We start from the raw sequence: 20,672 nt of genomic DNA, 5'->3' as shown, positions 1-20,672 counted from the left end.
GGGCGGTGAAATTTTCTCAATAAAGAACCATTCACTGCCCTTTAGAACAGAAAAGAATATAAATGCCATTTCTGGAAGTCAGGACAGCAAGACGTAAAGTTGTCTGGATGTGAGGATGGCTATATCGGCATGAAACGCTGAAAAAATGACCATTTTTCGCGGGCATCTACCAGCAGATATGCATCCGGCAGATAATCATTGCTGAAATTGGTCTAAATGCTCCCCACCCGGTAAATCCCCTGTTTATCTCCGAAAGTTATAACAAATTCTTTTTTGTTCATTTAAAAGCTGATAACGCCTGTTTACTATCGTTTGGACATCCATACTGCTAAACAGCCATGCGCGAAACGGATAAAGAATAAGAATGATCGTACTCAGGAATATTTCGAAGGTTTTTGACAACGGAAAGGTCGCGCTGACTGCCGTTGATAACGTTAATTTGACGATAGAGCAGGGACAGATTTACGGAATTATTGGCTACAGCGGGGCCGGGAAAAGCACGCTGATTCGTCTGCTGAACGGCCTGGAAAAACCCAGCGCCGGAAGCGTTACCATTAACGGTCAGGATATCTCTGCTGCAAAGGGTGAAGCGCTGCGCCAGGCGCGTCTGAAAATCAGCATGGTGTTCCAGCACTTCAACCTGCTGTGGTCGCGCACGGTGAGCGAGAATATCGCTTTCTCGATGCAAATCGCCGGTGTGCCAAAAGCCAACATCAGGACGCGCGTTGCCGAGCTGGTGGCGCTGGTTGGCCTGAAGGGGCGTGAGAATGCCTACCCGTCCCAGCTGAGCGGCGGACAAAAGCAGCGCGTGGGTATTGCGCGTGCGCTGGCTAACAACCCTGACGTGCTGCTCTGCGATGAAGCCACCTCCGCGCTTGACCCGCAGACCACCGATCAGATCCTCGATCTGCTGCTGGATATTAACCGTCGTTTCAAACTGACCATCGTGCTGATCACGCACGAGATGCATGTGGTGCGCAAAATCTGCGACCGCGTGGCGGTGATGGAGAACGGTAAAGTGGTGGAAGAGGGCGACGTGCTGAGCGTCTTTACCCATCCGCAGCAGCCGATTACGCAGCAGTTTGTCCGCCAGGTGAGCCAGTATGCCGAAGAGGAAACCTTCAATACCGAACTGGCAAACGATCTGGAAGGCACGGTCATCAGACTGACCTTTACCGGGCACAGCACCCATAAGCCTATCGTGGGTGAACTGACCCTGCGCTACGGCCTGCCGTTTAACATCCTGCACGGGAAAATGACGCAAACCGCCCACGGTGTTTTCGGGCAGCTTTGGGTTCACGTCGTGGCTTCCGATGAACAACTGAACAATATCCTCGCCGACCTGCAGCACAGCGATATTGAAGGCGAGGTAATTAAACATGGCTGAGAACCTCTTTCCGCATCTCAAGTGGGATCAGCTCTGGGCGGCGACGCTGGAGACGCTGTATATGACCGCACTGTCCGGCGTGGCGACGTTTGTGCTGGGTATCGTGCTGGGGCTGGCGCTGTTTTTAACCGCGCGCGGCGGGCTGTTCCACAACCGCACGGTCTACAGCGTCATTTCGATTGTGGTGAACGTGTTCCGCTCGATTCCGTTCATCATTCTGATTGTCCTGCTGATCCCGTTCACCAAGACCGTCGTAGGCACCATTCTTGGCGCGAACGCGGCGCTGCCGGCGCTGATTGTGGGCGCCGCACCGTTCTACGCACGCCTGGTGGAGATCGCCCTGCGTGAAGTGGATAAAGGCGTCATAGAAGCAACGCGCTCGATGGGCGCACGACTGAGCACGTTAGTGTTTCGGGTTTTACTGCCGGAATCATCACCTGCACTGGTTTCAGGTATTACGGTGACGCTGATTGCGCTGGTGAGCTACAGCGCAATGGCGGGGGTGATTGGTGCCGGTGGTTTGGGAAATCTGGCTTATCTGGAAGGATTCCAGCGCAACCATGGTGACGTCACGCTGGTGGCAACGGTGACCATTTTAATCATCGTTTTCATTATCCAGTTCTGCGGCGATGTCATTACTTCACTGTTAGACAAAAGATAATCTCTAATAACACACAGGAACCATCATCATGAAAAAGACACTGACACTGATCGCCGCCGCAACCCTGAGCGCCCTGAGCTTCGCCTCCTGGGCCGACACCCTGACCGTGGGCGCATCCAACACGCCGCACGCCGAAATTCTGGAGCAGGCAAAGCCGATTCTGGCGAAGCAGGGTATCGACCTGGAGATTAAACCGTTCCAGGACTACATTCTGCCGAACACCGCGCTGGCGGGTCATGACATCGACGCGAACTATTTCCAGCACATTCCTTACCTGAACAGCGTGCTGAAAGATCATGCGGGCGATAAAGACTACGATTTTGTCAGTGCAGGCGCGATCCACATTGAGCCAATCGGCATCTACTCCAAAAAATACAAGTCGCTGAAAGACCTGCCGGAGGGTGGCAAGATCATCATGCGTGACGCGGTTTCTGAAGAGGGCCGAATTCTCTCCATCTTCGAGAAAGAGGGCGTGATCAAGCTGAAGCCGGGCATCGATAAAGTGACCGCGCGCATCAGCGACATCGTCGAGAACCCGAAAAAGCTGCAGTTCACCCCTAACGTTGAAGCGTCCCTGCTGCCGCAGATGTACAACAACGATGAAGGCGCTGCGGTGGTGATCAACGCCAACTACGCGATTGACGCAGGTCTGGATCCGGTTCACGACCCGATTGCGGTGGAGAGCGGTGAAAATAACCCGTACGCCAACATCATTACCGTGCATCGCGGTGACGAGAAGAAGAAAGATATCGTCGCGCTGGTGGACGTGCTGCACTCGAAAGAGATTCAGGACTGGATCCGCACCAAATACAAAGGCGCGGTCATTCCAGTAAACAACTAATTTACTGATTTTACAGATGAAGCCCGGTGAGTCTCTCGCCGGGCTTCTTTTTTGTATCCGGCAGGAGAATCATTTAAGCTCAACGTTTAAAAGGCAATGGAGTGATGACGATGGGTAACGTGACCAAAGATGAAGCGCTGTATCAGGAGATGTGCCGGGTGGTTGGGAAGGTGGTGCTTGAGATGCGTGATTTAGGGCAGGAGCCAAAGCATATTGTCATTGCCGGAGTCCTGCGTACCGCGCTGGCGAACCAGCGCGTTAAGCGCAGTGAATTGACAACCGAAGCGATGGAAACGGTGGTTAAAGCGCTGGCCGGGTAATGCGCCAGCGCTTCGCAAGCTGCTCAAGCGAGCAGCAGAGCAGGTAGTAGACCACGCCCGTAAAGATAAAAATGGCCGCCGGGTAGATTTGCACCCGGTTGTTGACCTGTCCTGCCACCGTGGTCAGTTCCGGTACGTTCACGATAAACGCCAGCGACGTATCCTTCAGCAGGCTGATAAAAATCCCCACCAGCGACGGCAGAATATTGCGCATCACCTGCGGGAGCAGCACGCGCCACAAGGTTTGCCGCGTGCTGAATCCCTGAGTCAGTGCCGCTTCATACTGCCCGGCGGGCAACGCGTTTAGTCCGGCGAGAACCGAATGCATGACCGATGCCGCCGTGAACCAGGCCAGCGCCAGCGTCACGGTAAGAGCGCCGGGCAGATCGCCGCCGGTCATCAGCGGCAGCAGATACCACATCCAGAAAATCACAAAGATGAGCGGAATGCCGCGTATCAACTCTGCCCACAGGAACAGCGCCTTACGCACAAGCCCGGGATAGCGCCACGCGGCGCACGCCAGCGCAATTCCGCAGGGCAGAGCAAGTATGGCGGCTCCTGCGGCCATCAGCAGCGAGAGCAACACGCCGCCGGGTTCACCCGCAGCAGCACGTCCCCACAGCAGATAATCCAGGTTATCAACAATCACGTTAAATCCGGCAATCATGCTGAGTCCTCCCTGCGCGGGGGCCGAGTCGCGTCAGTAGCATACCCATTAGCACGCCGGTAAGCAGATACAGTGCGGTTCCCACGGTAAAGGCCTCCAGCGCGTGCGCGTTATAGCTTTCAATCTGCCGCACCTGATAGGTGAGTTCGGCAAAGCCAATGCCGCTGGCGAGCGAGGAGAGCTTCATCAGGTTGAGATACTGACCGACGACAGGCTGCCAGGCATTCGCCAGTCCTTGCGGCAGCTGAATGTAGCGGAATAACCGCCAGGCAGAAAATCCCTGCGCCAGCGCCGCCTCCCGCTGTCCGTTGGGGACGGAACGCAGCCCGGACTCAATCTCCTCAATTAAAAAGGCCGAGGTGAACACGCCCAGCCCCCAGGCAGAACATAAAAATTCAGGCGTGAACCACCAGACGTCACCGGGCAAAATCGACCAGGCGTGATCGGCATTCACGACCTCCCGAAACCCGAGCGGCAGCCCGTTCCAGGCGGCGAAGTACCAGAACAGGAGCTGCACCAGCAGCGGCGTGTTGCGAAACAGCGAGACCCAGCCGCTGACGACGGCATGACCGAACCGCCCTGCGGAGAGGCGAAGCAGCAGAAAAAACAACGCAAGCAGGGTGGCAAGTACCACGCCCGCGAGCGTGACCCACAGCGTGGTGAGAAAACCGGATACTATCCACTGCAGGGGCTGCCCGGTCAGCACTCCCTGCCAGTCGAGCGCGGCCATTACAGCGGCTCCTGGTGAAGCGGGTCGAGCACTTTTTGCAGGAACCGCTGGGCGCGTGGATGCGACGGTTGACTGAAAAATTGCGCAGGCGGGGCGGTTTCGAGAATGTGTCCGCCGTCGATAAAGACGATCCGGTCAGCAATCTCCCTGGCAAACCGCATCTCGTGCGTCACCACAATCATGGTGATCCCGCTGTGGGCGAGGGCTTTCATCACATATAACACTTCGCCAATCATCTCGGGATCGAGGGCTGACGTCGGTTCATCAAAGAGAATGATTTGCGGCGAGGAGGCCAGCGCGCGAGCAATCGCCACGCGCTGCTGCTGGCCGCCGGAGAGCTGCGCAGGAAAATGATGGGCTTTTTCCCGCATCCCGACCTTTTCCAGCAGCGTTAGCGCGCGCTCCTGGGCAGGCTGTGGCTTCCAGCCGTGAACGTGCTCCAGCGCCAGGGTAATGTTCTGGCTGGCGGTGAGGTGGGCGTAAAGGTTAAATTGCTGGAACACAAAACCGACGCGGCTGCGTAACTGGCGCAGTGCCGCAGTGGCAAGCCGGGCGGTGGGTTTGTTATCAATCAGAATGTCGCCGTCACTGAGGGTTTCAAGCTGGTTGATAAGACGGATCAACGTCGATTTCCCTGAACCGGATGGACCGAGGATCGCCACCACTTCACCCGGAGAAATGCTGAGGTTAATGCCTTTTAATACCTCATGGTCGCCGTAACGTTTTACGACGTCACGAAACTCGACGCTGGCGTGTTCCAGATGTGAAAAATCCGCGGCACCGGCCGCGGAGTGTGAAAATAAATCTGAGAGCATAATTACCTGGCTTCTATTTTAAAGGCGCGAGGCTGTGGAGAGGCGGTTTGTGGGCCAAACCAGACGTCGTAGATTTTGGCCGCCTGGCCGCTTTTCTCGAGATTAACCAGCTCATCGTTAACGGCTTTCAGCAGCGCCGTTTCACCTTTCTTCACCCCAACGCCAATCTCTTCTTTACTGAGCAGATCGGGCAGGATTTTGAAGTTCGCTTTATCTGGCGCCTGCGCCAGCAGACCGGCCAGGATGGTGCTGTCCTGGGTTATGGCCTGCACGTTTCCATTGCGCAGTGCCGTCAGCGCCAGGGGAATATCGTCATAAGAGAGCACGCGTGACTGCGGGAAACGCTGGTGCAGCGCCTGCTCGCCCGTGGTTCCTTTGACCGCGCCAATGCGCGCCCGGCTATAGTCATCAAGCTTATCCGGAGACTTTGCCGGAACCAGGAACTGCTGGCCGGTGACAAAATAAGGGGTCGAAAAATCAATCACCTGTGCACGTTCCGGGGTGATAGTGATATCCGCCACGATCAGGTCTGCTTTCCCGGACTGCAGCAGCGGAATACGGTTAGCCGGATTGGTGGCAACCAGTTCAAGCTTCACGCCGAGCGATTTTGCCAGCGCTTTGGCGAAGTCCACGTCGTAACCCACGATCTCGTGTGTTTTTGCATCAATAGAGCCAAACGGCGGGTTGGCGTCAAACGTGGCCACTTTCACCACCCCTGCGGCCTTAATATCCGCCAGCTGATCGGCCTGTACCTGCGCTGAAAGCAGGCTGCCGGCCGCCAGTAATCCCAGAACCAGTGTCCGTTTGGTAAACCCTTTTATATTTGCTGCCATAGTCATACGCCATCCCGTTGTTTTTGTTTTACCCCGTTACGCTCCCATAAGCGAAAGCTATCGCCAAATAAGAAATCGTTCTTTGCTATGAGCAAAAAAGCATTAGTGAACAAGGTGTTAATGAAGAGTGAAAAGAACGGGGTGCTATTTGCAAATCCTGCACATCGACAGTGGATTTTGGTATTTCCCCCGCGCGACGTTTGGGTGTTTAACTGAAGGCAGATACGGCGAGAGAGGGTAAGACGATGAAAAAATGGATCAGCACGTTACGGCGGTTTTTTGCGACCCGGCCAGCGAATGCGGAGAACAGCGCGCAACGTGTTCTTGAGTCAATACTGCCTGTCGCCAGCCTGTATGGCGTAGACGTTGCCAACATTGACCCGGAGTGGTTCCATGATAAAACGTCACGCTGAACTGCGCCGCACGCGCGAAATGTACTGGAACGAGCTGTGCTGAATTTTGTTCTGACCCCGGATAGCTGGTAATGTCGACAGACGGTTGAGTCTGCTCAGTAAACGGAATGAAGAACCCTTTTTTCAAGCGTGGCATTATTGTCTGGACGATAGTCTGCCTCATCAGCGGCGTGCTGCTCTACGCCGAACAAATTCGCCGCCAGTTCTGGGAGCGCGATCGCGAGTTCGCGGCACTCTTCTCTGAAATAAGCGCGGTACTGACGCAAAATGAATCCGTATTGCCGCTTCTGAATGGCGATGAGGATATCGTTGCCCTGCGCAAAAAATTTCCCCAGCTTCTTGCCCTGGAAAAAACAACGGCACGCGCGCTTGATGCGCCGCGTGTTGAGCCTGCCCGCGAGGTTCAGTACTGGCTTTACAACCCCTGGCGTCAGATCCGCATGCTGGTAGACCTCGGTCCCATCCTGACTGCACATCATCCCTTTACGCTTCTCGCGATCCGTTTTACGCCGAACGGTAACGCGCAGGCGTCTGGTGCCTTCTGGCACTGGCAACGCACCTTCCCGCAGCATACTCAACCTTTTACGCTGGAGGCTGATTCACAGCCGGACTGGCTTGGCGTCAACGGGCTTCTTTATCCCTTACTTTTTATCGGATGGGGGATAATGATTGCGCTGGCGAGCGTGGTGCTTTGGCAGCGTAAAGCACGTAAAGATGCTGAGCAAAGGGCGATCTATTATCAGCACGCCAGACTCAATACCCTGGGGGAAATCACCGCTGGCATTGTGCATGAGATAAACCAGCCGCTTACCGCTGCGCAGACGTGGATCCAGGGGGCACAACGCCAGCTGCAACAGGACAACGGGCAGGCCGTGTCGAAGGCGCTTTCGGCTACGCTAACGCAAATGCAGCGAATAAGCGCCTTGCTGACCCGTTTTCGCGAACACGTTGTAGAGGAGAAGGTGACCCTGCGTGAAACCGATCTGGTGCACTGTTGGCTGCAGGTGGTAAAACTGCTTGAGCATGAGCGCAGAGCCGAACATATTACGGTCAGCCATGCGTTTGCTCCGGGGGCAACGACGGTGCTGGCAGACCGTCTCTGGCTGGAGCAGGTGCTGCATAACCTTCTCAGCAATGCGATTCAGGCTCAGCAGCCGGATGCTGCCGGTTGGGTAAAGATTGAGAGTCGGAAAAACGAGAGCGGCGTCCTGATCACTGTCACCGACGGCGGCCCTGGCTTTAGCCCGGAGGCGCTACAGAATGCCTTCATGCCGTTTTACAGCGGCAGAGACGTGGGGATCGGTCTGGGTATGACCTTAACGGAGTCATTAATGACGCGTATGAATGGCTCAATTACGCTGGGCAATGCGCCGCAGGGCGGGGCGCAGATCCGACTACTGCTGGCGCACGGAAAGGAGACGACGGATGGATAAGACAGTCTGGCTGATTGATGATGATGAATCCATCAGAGAGTCGATGACGTTTTTGCTTTCGGGCATGGGCTGGTCGGTAAAGACGTATGAAAGTGTCGATGCCTTTATCGCAACCCATTCACAGGAGACGGCGCTGGTGGGGTGTATGCTGCTGGATATGCGTATGCCAGGCAAAGGCGGACTCGCCTGGCTGGAAGAGGGCAAGTGGCCCTGGCCCCTCTTGCCGGTGATTATCATGACCGGTCACGGTACCGTTGACGCCTGCCGCCGGGCATTTCGTAACGGCGTCTTTGAGTTTTTCACCAAGCCGCTGGATGCTGACAAACTTATCGAAACGGTGGCACAGGCCTTCCAGGAAAGCCAGCGCCGCTTTGCCGACTGGCAGGAAACGTCCCGGGTTAAGGCGCGTTTCGCGCAGTTGACCGCGCGGGAGCATGAAGTGCTGGGTGAGCTGATGGAAGGACTCAGCAATAAGGAAGCGGCTGCACGGCTGAACCTCTCGCCGCGAACGGTTGAAGCGCACCGCGCGGCGGCATTTACCAAGCTTGGCGTCAATAGCTTAGTCCAGGCAATCCGGGAATACGATAAATTGCAATCCGTAGAACTACCAGGATGAGTGCGTAATCAACCGAATACCGTTTCATCGTGCGGCTGAGTAACCTCTGATGTGTCTCCCAACACGCGAGGATGTGCGATGAAAAAAATAATGATGGTTGCGGCACTGGCCGCGGGTAGCCTGAGTCTCGCGGCACAGGCCGATACGCTGAATCAAAAGAATCTCTCATTGGCGCAGGCGAATGCGCTGGCAACGTCCGCTATTCAGGCGTGTACGGCAAAAAATTACCAGGTAACGGTCACCGTGGTTGACCGTGCGGGCGTGGTAAAGGCGGTACAGCGCACGGACAATGCCGGTCCGCACACGGTCAAAGCCAGTGAAATGAAAGCCTACACGGCGCTCAGCGCAAAGAATGCGTCAGGTAAAGTGATGGAGGCGGCGCAGAGCAATGCGGGCGCACAAAATATGCGTGACGTCCCGGGCTTCCTGCTGCTGGCGGGGGGCCTGCCGGTGAAAGAGGGGGATGAGGTGATTGGGGCGATTGGAATCGGCGGTGCGCCGGGCGGTCATCTTGATGAAGCCTGCGCTCAGGCAGCCATTGACGGGTTGAAAAAGTCATAAACAATGTAGCCGTCTTTCTTGCCGGGTGACGCTGCGCTTACCCGACCTACAGGACCGTAGGCCCGTGCAAGCGTAGCGCCGCCGGGCGAAACTCACAAAATGCACGTTATCAGCAGTCTGAAAGCACCGGCTTGCCGGTGCTTTTTAATCAGATCTTGCAGGCATCGCCGCAATCGTCGTCGGCGACAATCGCCTGCGCTTTTTTGTCTGCATCGTCCAGACGTTCCGCATTACGCTCTTCGGCTTCATCCAGACCGTTAAAGACTAAGTTATCGAGATCAATTTCCATGTGGCACCTGCTCTGTTCAGTTTTTGATACTGGCACAGTATAGGGCAAAAAAAGCCAGCAATGTACCTCGCAGCACATAAGGATAATCCCTGCCATACTCAGTGCTTTATCGCTGAGGAGAGCACATGATTACACTCTGTAAAACCTGTGGAACCGCCTACGATACGCAGCAGGACAGGTGCCCAATTTGCGAGGATGAACGCCAGTATGTGCCCGCCACGGGCCAGGCGTGGACCGATCTCGACACCGTCACCGCCACGCATACCAACAAATGGCAGCAGCTGGAACCGCGGCTGTTCGGGATCAAAACGGTGCCTGCGTTTGCCATCAACCAGCGGGCTCTGCTCCTGCAAACGCCTCACGGCAATCTTCTCTGGGACTGCATCGCCAACCTCGACCCCGCAACCACAACGCTCATTACCGCCCTCGGCGGCATCAGCGCGATCGCGATTTCACATCCGCACTATTACACCACGATGCAGGAGTGGGCTGCGGCGTTTGATGCGCCGGTGTACCTGCACGCCAGCGACAGAGAGTGGGTCATGCGCGACAGCCCGGCCATTCATTTCTGGGAGGGAGATGCGCTGGAGATTTTCCCGTTGGTCACCTTGCTGCGTCTGGGCGGGCATTTTGCCGGTGGAACCGTGTTGCACTGGCAGGAAGGTGACGGCGTATTGCTGGCGGGCGATATTCTGCAGGTCACGCCGGGTAAAGACGCCGTCTCGTTTATGTGGAGCTACCCGAATTATCTCCCGCTGCCGGCCCGCACCGTGGCGTCGGTCGTGAGTTATCTGGAAGGTAGAACGTTTGAACGTCTTTACGGCGCGTTCGAAGGGCAGAACATCCAGGCCTTCGCGGACGAGATTGTGCAGCGGTCGGGCCAGAAATATATTGCTTGTCTGAAGTAAACCACGATGGGTAAACTTTACGAGTGTGATCTCGATCATACCTAAACTAAAACAGATAAAAGAGACATTGCTATGCAACATATCATTGAAGGTTTTCTCAGCTTTCAAAAAGAGATTTTCCCGCAACGTAAAGAACTCTTCCGCAGTTTAGCGTCCAGCCAGAATCCCAAAGCGCTGTTCATCTCATGCTCCGACAGCCGTCTGGTCCCGGAACTGGTCACCCAGCAAGAGCCAGGACAACTCTTTGTCATTCGTAATGCTGGTAACATTGTGCCGCCGTTCGGACCCGAGCCAGGCGGTGTGTCCGCAACCATCGAATACGCCGTTGTGGCGCTGGGCGTAACGGATATCGTGATTTGTGGTCACTCCAACTGTGGCGCGATGAAGGCGATTGCCGATAACGCGAACCTGGAGCCGATGCCTGCTGTGTCACACTGGCTGCGCTATTCCGACGCGGCGAAAGCCGTGGTTGAGAAGAAAACCTGGGATAAGCCGATCGATAAAGTCAATGCGATGGTGCAGGAGAATGTGTTTGCGCAACTGAGCAACATTAAGACCCATCCGTCCGTCGCGGTGGGCCTGCGTAATCATTCCATCCGACTGCACGGCTGGGTGTACGACATTGAAAGCGGCGAAATCCTCGCACTGGATAAAGCGACGAAAACCTTCGTTTCGCTGTCTGAAAACCCGGAAGTCTTCTTCGAGTAATCACCGACAGCAGGGCATGGAAGCCCTGTCAGTTCTCAATGCACGGTAATCTCCGCCGCGATCCCGACGCGGGTTTTTCCGCCGCCTTCGCCATTGCTTCTGCAATCTCTGCACACTCCGCCAGCCCCTGAACGAAGGGACGATCGTGCATCAGCCACGGTATCGCGCCGAAGGCGATGCGCCCGCGAACGGTGTCAGGCGCTTTTAAGGTGTAATCCTCGCCGATGTCGGGTATCTCTTCACCCGTTGCTTCCAGCTGTTTGCGCAGCGTTGGGAAGGGCAGATCTTTCGTTTTGAGCGGCTTTTGCCCGCGCGCATCAATAAAAACGTCAAAACGGTAAACGGTTTCTTCTGTGGTTATCACCGTTCGATCGCTGCCAACATCCAGCGTGTAATCGTCACCGAGCGCCGCCACGCTAATGATGCCGGCTTCGCGAAGCGCGAGCAGCCTGCGGATAGACTGCGGAGGAATGGCCGCATAGTTGTCGATAAATACCCTGGCCAGCCCTTGTTTGAAGCGCTCTCTGTCCTCTTCGTTGAGGTGGGGAACAATCTCCTGAACCACCTCATGTAGCCGAAGCACGGTATAGCGCCAGGCTACGGTGCGCCGTTCGCGTTTGTTTTTCTCAACTTCTTTGAGGTTATCTTCCGCCCAGGTAAAGGGACCGTGCCGTTTACGATCCTCAAACCAGGCCTCACGAATGCTGTCCGCATTCTGCTTATGCAGAGACATTTTCTCGCACCACATCGGGTCAGCGAGCTGAAGCTCTTTGACCATCAGGGTAAAGATGCGATCGAGCAGGCCATCCGATCCTTTGGCAATCTCGCTTTCAGCCACGCGTTCGGTCAATACCGACAACGGTTCGTAAGGTATAGGACAGTAAAAATCGGCTTCCGGCAGAATACCCGAACGGGACATCAGGACAATCTTCAACGCGTCGCTGCCTTTATCCAGCACGAATTTATCGTCGCGAAAGGCACCGTGCTGCATCACGACCGCCATGGCCGCGTCGAGACCGCTTAACGATGTCCCCATAATACCGACGCGGCAGGGAGGAATACTGGCGTCCATCAGACCGGACCATGGGCTTGGGAAGAACGTTCGCGTGGCTTCATCCTCTTCTGGCCAGACGTGGCCGGTGGCGATAACCACAAGATCGAAGCGTTCAGGAAAGGCGCTGTCGTTGATGGAAAGCGTGACGCCTTCTTTCGTGGGCACGATATCGGTGACCTCGGCGGATTCATGGATATCAACCTGAAATCCCCGTTTTTTAGCCTCTTTTACGATTGACCGAAAGCTGTCGCGGAAATACTCACCCAGCAGGAGCCGGGGCAGGAACTGTCGGTCATGCAAACGGGTTTTATCAACCTTAAAGCGTGCCAGATGGGTTTCGCTCTGGCCCTTAAGCCAGTCGAGGTAGGTCATAAATAGCGGCGGGATTTCAATGCTCGCAATGTTCGCCAGCATCAGACGAGAGTTATCGTCGTCGTTATAGGGCATACCCACGCCAGCGTCTTCGGATTGTTCAAAGATGGAAACTGAGAGCGGCGTGCTGTTTTTAAGGAGATGATAAAAAGTATAAATCCCTGTGGGGCCGGAGCCGATAATCGCGATTTTCTTCATCGACGGTCTTCCTGTTTTTTTTCCATAAGAAAAGCGTAGCAGGAGAATAATGATGAAAATAAGGGATTAGGAAAATTCAGGATATCAGAAGAGGATTTGCACCATTTCAGGACTGAAATGGTGCGTCCGAGTGGACTCGAACCACCGACCCCCACCATGTCAAGGTGGTGCTCTAACCAACTGAGCTACGGACGCAGAATGGTGCGTTCAATTGGACTCGAACCAACGACCCCCACCATGTCAAGGTGGTGCTCTAACCAACTGAGCTATGAACGCAACGTGTTGTCGGTGACAACGGGGACGAATATTAGCGGCAGAGTACCAATGAGGCAAGAGGGAAAATGCATTTTTCTCTCTGATTTCACGCGATTGCTTTATTACCGCGCAAAGTGAAGAGAAAGTAGCCGCCAGGTGGCGGCTACTGCGTCGTTAACGTGCAGCGCGTTGCAAAATGACCGTTGATGGCTGGCGTTGCAGGAAGCGCATTCGCATCATCATCATAATCGCCGCCGACGTCAGGCCGATGATAAAGCCCATCCAGAACCCTGCCGGACCCATGCGATCCACCACCAGATCGGTAAGCGCCAGGATGTAGCCAGCCGGCAACCCCAGCACCCAATAGGCGATTAAGGTGATAAAGAAGATGGAACGCGTGTCTTTATATCCGCGCAGCACGCCGCTGCCAATCACCTGGATGGAGTCAGAAATCTGGTAAATCGCGGCCAGCAGCATCAGGTGCGATGCCAGCATGACCACTTCCGGGTTGTCGTTATAGAGCAGGGCAATCTGCTCGCGTAATGTAACGGTAAAGAGCGCCGTACAGACAGCCATGCAGACGCCGACGCCTAGCCCGGTCCGGGCGGCCGTTTGTGCATCCAGCGTTGAGCCCTGGCCCAGGCGGAAGCCCACGCGAATCGTTACTGCCGCCGCCAGCGACATTGGCAGGACGAACATCAGGGAACTGAAGTTCAGCGCAATCTGGTGCCCGGCCACATTCACAATACCCAGCGGGGAGACCAGCAGAGCGACCACGGCAAACAGGGTCACCTCAAAGAACAGCGCCAGGGCAATCGGCAACCCTAACTGCACCAGACGCGTCATGATGTTCCAGTCCGGCGTGCTAAATCTGTTCTCGTTGCGAATATCGCGCATGGAACGGGCGCGTTTTACAAAGGTGATCATCGAGAAGAACATCACCCAGTAAACGGCTGCCGTCGCCACGCCGCAGCCAACGCCGCCCAGCTCCGGCATCCCGAAATGACCGTAAATAAAGATATAGTTCACCGGAATATTGACCAGCAAACCGATAAAGCCCATTACCATCCCGGGCTTGGTTTTCGCCAGGCCCTCACACTGGTTACGTGCCACCTGGAAAAAGAGGTAGCCAGGCGCACCCCAGAGCAGAGCGCGCAGATAGCCTACGGCTTTATCCGCCAGTGCCGGGTCAATGTTATGCATAGCGCGAATGATATGGCCCGCGTTCCAGAGCACGACCATGATCAGCACCGAGACAAACCCTGCCAGCCAGAAACCCTGACGGACCTGATGGGCAATGCGCTCGCGACGACCCGAGCCATTGAGCTGAGCGATAACAGGCGTGAGTGCGAGCAGCAGACCGTGGCCGAACAGGATAGCCGGAAGCCAGATTGACGTGCCGATAGCAACGGCCGCCATATCGGTGGCGCTGTAGCCACCTGCCATTACCGTATCCACAAATCCCATTGCGGTCTGGGCCACTTGCGCGATGATCACTGGTATAGCCAGTGCCAATAACTGGCGCGCTTCATTCATGTACTTCTGCACGTGAACACCTTTATATTGTAGTTATTTGAGAGACTAAAAAAGCCGCCGTAACTGGCAGCAAGAAGAAAATGCAGGGGGATGCCAGCTATTGTAGCGGGCTTTAGCTATTTATCTAGTGAAAAAATCGCCAGAAAATGCGCTCCGCTGGCAACCTGTTTTTCCAACTGTTATTGTGGTGGGATTAAACGGTGTCAACACCGTCCGGAGAAAACAGGAGTTGTAAGCATGTTTACTGGTATTGTGCAGGGCACCGCCAAAGTGGTGTCCATTGATGAAAAACCTAATTTCCGTACTCATGTTGTTGAGCTGCCGGAATATATGCTTGAGGGCATTGAAACCGGCGCGTCGATTGCCCATAACGGCTGCTGCCTGACCGTCACCGAAATTAACGGTAACCAGATTAGCTTTGATTTAATGAAAGAGACGCTGCGCATCACCAACCTGGGCGAATTGGTGGTGGGGGATACCGTCAACGTTGAGCGGGCGGCGAAGTTTAGCGATGAGATTGGCGGCCACCTGATGTCGGGCCACATCATGACCACCGCTGAAGTCGCAAAAATTGTGACCTCGGAAAATAACCGTCAAATCTGGTTTAAAATGCAGGATCCTTCATTAATGAAATACATCCTGTATAAAGGATTTATTGGCATTGATGGGATTAGTCTGACGGTGGGGGAAGTGACGCCAACGCGTTTTTGCGTGCATTTAATTCCCGAAACGCTGCAGCGCACCACGCTGGGCGACAAAAAACTGGGGCATCGCGTGAATATCGAAATCGATCCGCAAACCCAGGCGGTCGTGGATACGGTTGAGCGTGTGCTGGCAGCAAAAGAAGCCGCAATAATAAAGGCCACAGAAGAATAAAAAATAACCCCGGGTATCCGGGGTTATTTTTTTAGCGTGCGACACGTAATCCGTGTTCAATCCCACGGCTGAATACCACCTGCCAGAGCTGAATATCCCGTGCGCGAAACGCCCCCGCACAGGCATTCAGATAATAGCTAAACATCCGCTTGAATCGTTCAGAATAGTTGTCCGCAATCTCTGGCCAGGTCTCCTGAAAACGCGCATGCCATGCCATCAATGTGGTGTCGTAATCCGCGCCAAAGTTATGCCAGTCTTCCATCACAAAATGGGGTTCACTGGCGTTGGCAATCTGGCGAACGGACGGTAAACAGCCATTCGGAAAGATGTATTTGTTGATCCACGGGTCAACGTTATTGTCGGTCCGCTTAGAGCCGATGGTGTGCAGCAGGAAGATGCCGTCCGGCTTCAGATTACGATCCACCACCTCAAAGTAGGTATCGTAGTTTTTCGGCCCTACGTGCTCGAACATGCCGACGGAAACAATCCGGTCAAACTGTTCGTTCAGGTCACGGTAATCCTGCAGCCGGATATCCACATCGAGACCCTGGCAGCGCTCCCGCGCCATTTTTTGCTGTTCCGCTGAAATCGTGACGCCGACGACGCTGACGCCATAGTGCTTCGCCATAAAATACGCCAGCCCACCCCAGCCACAGCCGATATCCAGCACGCGCATACCGGGCTGTAGCTGTAGCTTCTCGCTAATCAGACGCAGCTTGGCCTGCTGGGCCTCTTCAAGCGTCGACGCGTCTTTCCAGTAGGCGCAGGAGTATTGCATGAAAGGGTCCAGCATACGGCTGAACAGGTCGTTGCCAAGATCGTAGTGTTCTTTGCCAACGATCCACGCGCGTTTTTTACTTTGCAGATTGAACAGTCGGGCAGAGGCGACACGCAGGGTGTCTTTCAGATTGCGAGGAAGTTGATTTTCAAGACCGGCACGCAACACGCTGGCGAAAAAGGTATCCAGACGTTCGCACTCCCACCAGCCGTCCATATAGCTTTCTCCCAGGCCTAACGATCCCTCTCGCAATACGCGTTTAAAAAAGTCGGGATGTTTAACCTGAGGATCGGATGGCGATGATCCATTGATAGTGATGCCTGCTCGACCTAACAGTTCACTGACGATCCGGGACCAGTTATCGTCCGGAACGCTGACTTCTTCTATACACGATGAACTCATAGCTTCTCCATCACCCTACTGTGATCAGAACCTTAAAACAGCGTAGACGCTTTTTTTGGTTTGTGAGAAATCTCACGGTAAATACCGCGAGGCTAGTATCCGACGTAGAACAGAGGAAGGGAGATAACCCTTGCCGAAATGCCTTCCATGGTAAAACGGGAGCACTCCGGCTCCCGTTAACACTTAATATTTATCGTATTTAATCGAACCAAATTTAGTATAGGCCTCAAAATTTGGTGATTCAATATAAAATTCTTAGCAACCTAATCACTGAAATGTAACATGATTTCTGGCGCAATCAGGCATGTGAGGTTTCAACCTGAGCGCGGTTAGCCTGCTCACGCTGCGCGGCTGCCTGCATGCGATAACCCATCAGCGCCAGCGCAACGGTCACCAGCATCACGCTGGTGGTGGTCAGGAGCGGCGTGGCAATCAGCGCCGAGACCACCAGACTTGCCAGGAAGCACAGTCCCAGCTGCAGGGTATTCTGCAGCGCGGCGGCGCGGCCTGTCGCCTGCGGGAACGGACGCAGCGCCTGGGCCACAACAATAGGGTAAATCGCCCCGTTCGCGACGGCCATAACGCAGAATGGGATCAAAATTTCGGCCAGACCGGCACCCGGAATAAAGCCAACGGCCCAGGTCCCGATGACGCTCAGCGCATACAGCACCAGCAGCCACGGCAGCATCTGCTGACCTTCCCACTTTTGCAGCGCCGCGCGGCAGCCGTACCCGCCCACCAGGAACGCGATAGTCTGCGGAACATAGCTCAGGCCGATGGCTGCCGGGCTGTAGCCCATATCGTGCAGAATGAACGGCGAGCCGGTGAGCCACGCGAAGAAGCTTGCCGAGCAGGCGGCATAGATCAGGACATTACCGCGATACGCCTTGGTGCTGAGCAGGGAAGTGAAGGTAATCGGCTTCGCGTCAGCATGCGCTTCTTTTTTATGCGCGGGCTTGAGGGCGAACGCCGGCAGCATCAGTACCAGGGTAATGGCAAACAGCGTGGCGAAGATGGCCTGCCAGTCGAAATGCGCGAGGATCCAGCTACCCAGCAGGGGGGCGAGGGCAGGTGAGAGACCCACCAGCGGCATAATAGTGGCGAAAATACGGTTTGTGCGGTTAGCCGGGTAGTAGTCGGTGACCAGCGCCTGCCAGGTCACGGCCGCGGCACAGACGCCCACAGCCTGAATAAAACGCAGCACCAGCAGCCAGGTGGCATCACGTACCCATAACATCCCCAGACAGCCCACGGCAAAAATGGCCAGGCCCAGCAACAGTACCGGTTTACGACCAAAGCGATCCGAGAGCGGTCCCCAGAGCAGCTGTGCGAAAGCAAAACCGGCGAGGAACAAACTCAGGCTGGCGCTGATGGCAGCAGCAGGGGTTTGCAAATCTTCCTGCATGGCGGCAAACGCCGGCAGGTACATATCGGTGGCCAAAAAGCCCAGCACGCTTAAGCCGCCGAGCCAGACTAAAAAACCGTTCCTGGGTTGCATTATTTTATTCTCCTGAGGAGGCAGGTATACATTGGCGCTGAGTGTAAGGAGTGCAAAGTCGCTTGTGAAACGCTAATATTTGGCGGGTGCGTTCAAAAATTTTGCAGGCAGAAAATGTGGTCAGATTATTCTCTTGAAGTGGTCGATGCTGTTGCGCGTAACGGCAGCTTTAGCGGTGCGGCGCAGGAGTTGCACCGCGTCCCTTCGGCAATCAGCTACACGGTACGTCAGCTGGAGGAGTGGCTGGCGGTTCCGCTGTTTGAACGGCGGCATCGTGATGTGGAATTAACGCCCGCAGGCGCGTGGTTTTTGAAGGAAGGGCGTTCTGTTATCAAAAAAATGCAGATCACCCGCGAACAGTGTCAGCAGATCGCTAACGGCTGGCGGGGACATCTTTCCATTGCGGTGGATAATATCGTTAAGCCGGAACGGACCCGGCAGATGATCGTCGACTTCTATCGTCATTTTTCTGATGTCGAACTGCGGGTCTCGCAAGAGGTGTTTAACGGTGTCTGGGATGCGCTGGCGGACGGCAGGGCAGAGATGGCGATTGGAGCCACGCAGGCGATCCCGGTAGGGGGACGTTACGCCTTTCGCGATATGGGGATGCTGAGCTGGAAATGCGTGGTGGCAAGCGAGCATCCGCTGGCGGCGATGGAAGGGCCGCTGAGCGACGATACGCTACGCAACTGGCCGTCGCTGGTGCTGGAGGATACGTCCCGTTCATTGCCCAAGCGTATCACCTGGCTTCTCGACAACCAGCGGCGGGTGGTGGCACCTGACTGGGAATCGTCGGCGACGTGCCTCAGTGCCGGACTGTGCGTCGCGATGGTGCCCGTTCATTTTGCGCGTCCGCGCATCGATACCGGAGAGTGGGTTGAGCTGACGCTGGAGAATCCGTTCCCGGATGCGGCCTGCTGCCTCACCTGGCAGCAAAATGATGTCTCGCCTGCGATGGCCTGGCTGCTGGATTATCTGGGAGACAGCGAAACGCTAAACCGGGAATGGTTACGGGAGCCAGCATAGCTGGCCCCGTAAAGAGATTAACGACGGTAGTCGCGGAACGGACCATCCGCAACGGAACGGCGTTCGATAAGACGCGGGTGAACTTCAATGGACTGCGACTCTTCACGTTTGTTGACGATCCTGTCCATCAGCATATTGAAGGCCGTTTCGCCCAGCGAATCTTTCGGCTGGTGAATGGTGGTCAACGCGGGCGTGAAGAAACGCGCGTTACGCACATTGTCATACCCGATCACGGAAATATCCTGCGGTACGCGCAGACCCAGCTCGTCGGCAGCGCAGAGCGCGCCCATTGCCATGATGTCTCCCCCGCAGAAAACGGCGGTCGGACGGTGCGGCTGGGAGACGATCTGCTGCATCGCGCGGTAGCCCGACTCCGGCTCAAAGTCGCCCTGCACAATCCAGTTTTCCGGCACGTTGATCAACGCTTCTTCCATCGCTTTCATAAAACCGGCCAGGCGGCCCGCGCCGGTGTTGCGCTCCAGCGGACCGGGGATCACGCCAATCTCGCGGTGACCGCGTTCGATCAGATAACGACCGGCCATATAGCCGCCTTCAAAGGCGTTATCGATCACGGAATCGGTGAAATCCGCGCGCGCTTCACCCCAGTCCATCACCACCATGGGAATGTGGCGATACTCTTCGAGCATCGACAGCACGGATTCAGGGTACTCAGAACACATCACCAGCAGACCGTCAACGCGCTTTTGCGCCATCATCGACAGGTAGGCGCGCTGTTTTTCAATACTGTTCCAGGCGTTGCCCAGAATCAGGGTATAGCCTTTCTGGAAGCAGTTTTTCTCAACCGCTTCAATGATCTCGGCAAAATAGGCCGCTTCACTGCTGGTCGCCAGCAATCCAATGGACTTGGTGTGATTAACCTTGAGGCTACGCGCAACCGCACTTGGCGAATAGTGCAGCTCTTTGATCGCTGCCCAGACGGCGTTGCGCGTCTCTTCCGCCACAAAGCGGGTTTTGTTAATTACATGTGATACGGTTGTAGTGGAAACGTTTGCGCGTTTTGCTACGTCTTTAATTGTTGCCATTAAATGTCACTCCAGACCATATCCTAAACTCCTGAAAAACTTGAAGGTAAACGTTTGCCTTCTCTCACCCTTATCTCGCAATGTTGAATTGCGGCACGCCGGGAAAACGACACGGGACGTCAGGAGGGGTTCAATGGCCGGTACGCTAATAAATTTAGCGTGGAATTTTGTCCTATCTTGATGAAAAGGGGAAGAGGTAAAGTGGTTATCAGCATAAATCCAGGAAGATTTTTGACGTAATCTGTGCAAAAATGAGCAAGCTCACTTTTCGTGGGGGGATTAAAAGGAGAAAAATTGATGAGTACCGATCTGAAGTTTTCGCTGTTCACCACCCTTGTTGTGCTGGCTCTGATTGTCGCGGCCGGTCTGACGGCTGCACTGCACTGATTTACGCGGAGGGAGAGCCTTCTCCCTCCCCATCGGCCCGATTGTTACTTCTCTGGCAAAAATCT

General features: G+C 55.1%; 23 protein-coding genes and 2 tRNA genes. 13 read left to right on the top strand and 12 right to left on the bottom strand.

The features are described 5' to 3' along the window. Positions 1–364: 364 nt before the first annotated feature. The 4 genes from FU672_RS09775 (at position 365) to fumD (ending at position 3,209) form a co-directional block, all read left to right on the top strand. Entirely contained in the window at positions 365–1,387 is a 1,023-nt protein-coding gene (locus tag FU672_RS09775; protein ID WP_148243106.1) for a methionine ABC transporter ATP-binding protein, read from the top strand. Then, positions 1,380–2,048 carry a methionine ABC transporter permease gene (locus tag FU672_RS09770; RefSeq protein ID WP_008500617.1) on the top strand — a complete coding sequence of 223 codons (669 nt, stop codon included), beginning with the start codon at positions 1,380–1,382 and terminating at the stop codon, positions 2,046–2,048. Before FU672_RS09775 ends, FU672_RS09770 begins: the two co-directional genes overlap by 8 nt. 28 nt (positions 2,049–2,076) lie before the next feature. Continuing rightward, positions 2,077–2,889 carry a MetQ/NlpA family ABC transporter substrate-binding protein gene (locus tag FU672_RS09765; RefSeq protein ID WP_148243105.1) on the top strand — a complete coding sequence of 271 codons (813 nt, stop codon included), beginning with the start codon at positions 2,077–2,079 and terminating at the stop codon, positions 2,887–2,889. A 110-nt stretch (positions 2,890–2,999) separates the two neighbouring features. Continuing rightward, positions 3,000–3,209, top strand: coding sequence for a fumarate hydratase FumD (gene fumD, locus FU672_RS09760; protein ID WP_008500615.1), 210 nt, complete (start codon positions 3,000–3,002; stop codon positions 3,207–3,209). On the opposite strand, the gene FU672_RS09755 is transcribed toward fumD, so the two are convergent. The 4 genes from FU672_RS09755 to FU672_RS09740 are packed head-to-tail and all read right to left on the bottom strand — an operon-like array spanning position 3,190 to position 6,254. Next, on the bottom strand, positions 3,190–3,876 hold the full coding sequence (locus tag FU672_RS09755; RefSeq protein ID WP_010430258.1) for an amino acid ABC transporter permease: 687 nt from the start codon (positions 3,874–3,876) through the stop codon (positions 3,190–3,192). The genes fumD and FU672_RS09755 overlap by 20 nt on opposite strands. Next, positions 3,860–4,606, bottom strand: coding sequence for an amino acid ABC transporter permease (locus tag FU672_RS09750; RefSeq protein ID WP_148243104.1), 747 nt, complete (start codon positions 4,604–4,606; stop codon positions 3,860–3,862). Before FU672_RS09750 ends, FU672_RS09755 begins: the two co-directional genes overlap by 17 nt. After that, positions 4,606–5,421 carry an amino acid ABC transporter ATP-binding protein gene (locus FU672_RS09745; protein WP_148243103.1) on the bottom strand — a complete coding sequence of 272 codons (816 nt, stop codon included), beginning with the start codon at positions 5,419–5,421 and terminating at the stop codon, positions 4,606–4,608. Before FU672_RS09745 ends, FU672_RS09750 begins: the two co-directional genes overlap by 1 nt. 2 nt (positions 5,422–5,423) lie before the next feature. After that, complete coding sequence (locus FU672_RS09740) at positions 5,424–6,254, bottom strand: ABC transporter substrate-binding protein (protein WP_187360794.1); 831 nt, start codon at positions 6,252–6,254, stop codon at positions 5,424–5,426. 245 nt (positions 6,255–6,499) lie between these two features. Between FU672_RS09740 and FU672_RS24855 the strand changes: the two genes are divergently transcribed. From FU672_RS24855 to FU672_RS09725, 4 genes are all read left to right on the top strand, one after another. Then, positions 6,500–6,667, top strand: a complete 168-nt coding sequence (locus tag FU672_RS24855; protein ID WP_013096943.1) for a hypothetical protein — start codon at positions 6,500–6,502, stop codon at positions 6,665–6,667. Between the two features lie 107 nt (positions 6,668–6,774). Next, positions 6,775–8,100, top strand: coding sequence for a sensor histidine kinase (locus FU672_RS09735; protein WP_148243102.1), 1,326 nt, complete (start codon positions 6,775–6,777; stop codon positions 8,098–8,100). Further along, positions 8,093–8,716: a response regulator transcription factor gene (locus FU672_RS09730; RefSeq protein ID WP_148243101.1), complete on the top strand. Its 624-nt coding sequence runs from the start codon at positions 8,093–8,095 to the stop codon at positions 8,714–8,716. Before FU672_RS09735 ends, FU672_RS09730 begins: the two co-directional genes overlap by 8 nt. Before the next feature lie 78 nt (positions 8,717–8,794). Then, complete coding sequence (locus tag FU672_RS09725; RefSeq protein ID WP_148243100.1) at positions 8,795–9,277, top strand: GlcG/HbpS family heme-binding protein; 483 nt, start codon at positions 8,795–8,797, stop codon at positions 9,275–9,277. Between the two features lie 148 nt (positions 9,278–9,425). On the opposite strand, the gene FU672_RS09720 is transcribed toward FU672_RS09725, so the two are convergent. Next, the gene (locus tag FU672_RS09720; protein ID WP_003857665.1) at positions 9,426–9,566 is read right to left on the bottom strand and encodes a hypothetical protein; all 141 of its coding nucleotides are present in this window, start codon (positions 9,564–9,566) and stop codon (positions 9,426–9,428) included. A gap of 125 nt (positions 9,567–9,691) precedes the next feature. Here FU672_RS09720 and FU672_RS09715 point away from each other — a divergent pair, with 125 nt between their 5' ends. Both FU672_RS09715 and FU672_RS09710 read left to right on the top strand, forming a co-directional pair. Next, positions 9,692–10,474 carry an MBL fold metallo-hydrolase gene (locus FU672_RS09715; protein WP_148243099.1) on the top strand — a complete coding sequence of 261 codons (783 nt, stop codon included), beginning with the start codon at positions 9,692–9,694 and terminating at the stop codon, positions 10,472–10,474. 72 nt (positions 10,475–10,546) lie between these two features. After that, positions 10,547–11,182: a carbonic anhydrase gene (locus tag FU672_RS09710; protein WP_148243098.1), complete on the top strand. Its 636-nt coding sequence runs from the start codon at positions 10,547–10,549 to the stop codon at positions 11,180–11,182. Between the two features lie 28 nt (positions 11,183–11,210). On the opposite strand, the gene FU672_RS09705 is transcribed toward FU672_RS09710, so the two are convergent. The 4 genes from FU672_RS09705 to mdtK all read right to left on the bottom strand — a co-directional run bounded on the left by FU672_RS09705 (position 11,211) and on the right by mdtK (position 14,609). Then, the gene (locus tag FU672_RS09705) at positions 11,211–12,806 is read right to left on the bottom strand and encodes an FAD-NAD(P)-binding protein (protein ID WP_148243097.1); all 1,596 of its coding nucleotides are present in this window, start codon (positions 12,804–12,806) and stop codon (positions 11,211–11,213) included. A 118-nt stretch (positions 12,807–12,924) separates the two neighbouring features. Continuing rightward, positions 12,925–13,001, bottom strand: a tRNA-Val gene (locus tag FU672_RS09700). Between the two features lie 4 nt (positions 13,002–13,005). Then, a tRNA-Val gene (locus FU672_RS09695) sits at positions 13,006–13,082 on the bottom strand. A gap of 153 nt (positions 13,083–13,235) precedes the next feature. Continuing rightward, positions 13,236–14,609: an MdtK family multidrug efflux MATE transporter gene (gene mdtK / locus FU672_RS09690; RefSeq protein ID WP_148243096.1), complete on the bottom strand. Its 1,374-nt coding sequence runs from the start codon at positions 14,607–14,609 to the stop codon at positions 13,236–13,238. Positions 14,610–14,834: 225 nt separating this feature from the next. Here mdtK and FU672_RS09685 point away from each other — a divergent pair, with 225 nt between their 5' ends. Continuing rightward, positions 14,835–15,473: a riboflavin synthase subunit alpha gene (locus FU672_RS09685; protein WP_148243095.1), complete on the top strand. Its 639-nt coding sequence runs from the start codon at positions 14,835–14,837 to the stop codon at positions 15,471–15,473. Between the two features lie 31 nt (positions 15,474–15,504). Here FU672_RS09685 and cfa read toward each other — a convergent pair whose 3' ends face one another. Both cfa and punC read right to left on the bottom strand, forming a co-directional pair. Continuing rightward, positions 15,505–16,653, bottom strand: a complete 1,149-nt coding sequence (gene cfa / locus FU672_RS09680; RefSeq protein ID WP_148243094.1) for a cyclopropane fatty acyl phospholipid synthase — start codon at positions 16,651–16,653, stop codon at positions 15,505–15,507. A 298-nt stretch (positions 16,654–16,951) separates the two neighbouring features. Then, the gene (gene punC, locus FU672_RS09675) at positions 16,952–18,151 is read right to left on the bottom strand and encodes a purine nucleoside transporter PunC (RefSeq protein ID WP_148243093.1); all 1,200 of its coding nucleotides are present in this window, start codon (positions 18,149–18,151) and stop codon (positions 16,952–16,954) included. Positions 18,152–18,265: 114 nt separating this feature from the next. On the opposite strand from punC, the gene punR reads away from it, so the two are divergent. Next, entirely contained in the window at positions 18,266–19,177 is a 912-nt protein-coding gene (punR, locus tag FU672_RS09670) for a DNA-binding transcriptional activator PunR (protein ID WP_148243092.1), read from the top strand. Positions 19,178–19,194: 17 nt separating this feature from the next. On the opposite strand, the gene purR is transcribed toward punR, so the two are convergent. Next, positions 19,195–20,220 (bottom strand): HTH-type transcriptional repressor PurR, encoded by a 1,026-nt coding sequence (gene purR, locus FU672_RS09665; protein WP_023335431.1) that lies wholly within the window; start codon positions 20,218–20,220, stop codon positions 19,195–19,197. Between the two features lie 297 nt (positions 20,221–20,517). Here purR and cydH point away from each other — a divergent pair, with 297 nt between their 5' ends. Further along, positions 20,518–20,607 carry a cytochrome bd-I oxidase subunit CydH gene (gene cydH / locus FU672_RS09660; RefSeq protein ID WP_148243091.1) on the top strand — a complete coding sequence of 30 codons (90 nt, stop codon included), beginning with the start codon at positions 20,518–20,520 and terminating at the stop codon, positions 20,605–20,607. Positions 20,608–20,672 lie beyond the last annotated feature (65 nt).

Origin of the sequence: Enterobacter asburiae, assembly GCF_008080435.1 — a bacterium.
In the GTDB taxonomy this organism is placed as follows: domain Bacteria; phylum Pseudomonadota; class Gammaproteobacteria; order Enterobacterales; family Enterobacteriaceae; genus Enterobacter; species Enterobacter asburiae_C.
This window is presented reverse-complemented; position numbering and strand designations above follow the sequence as displayed.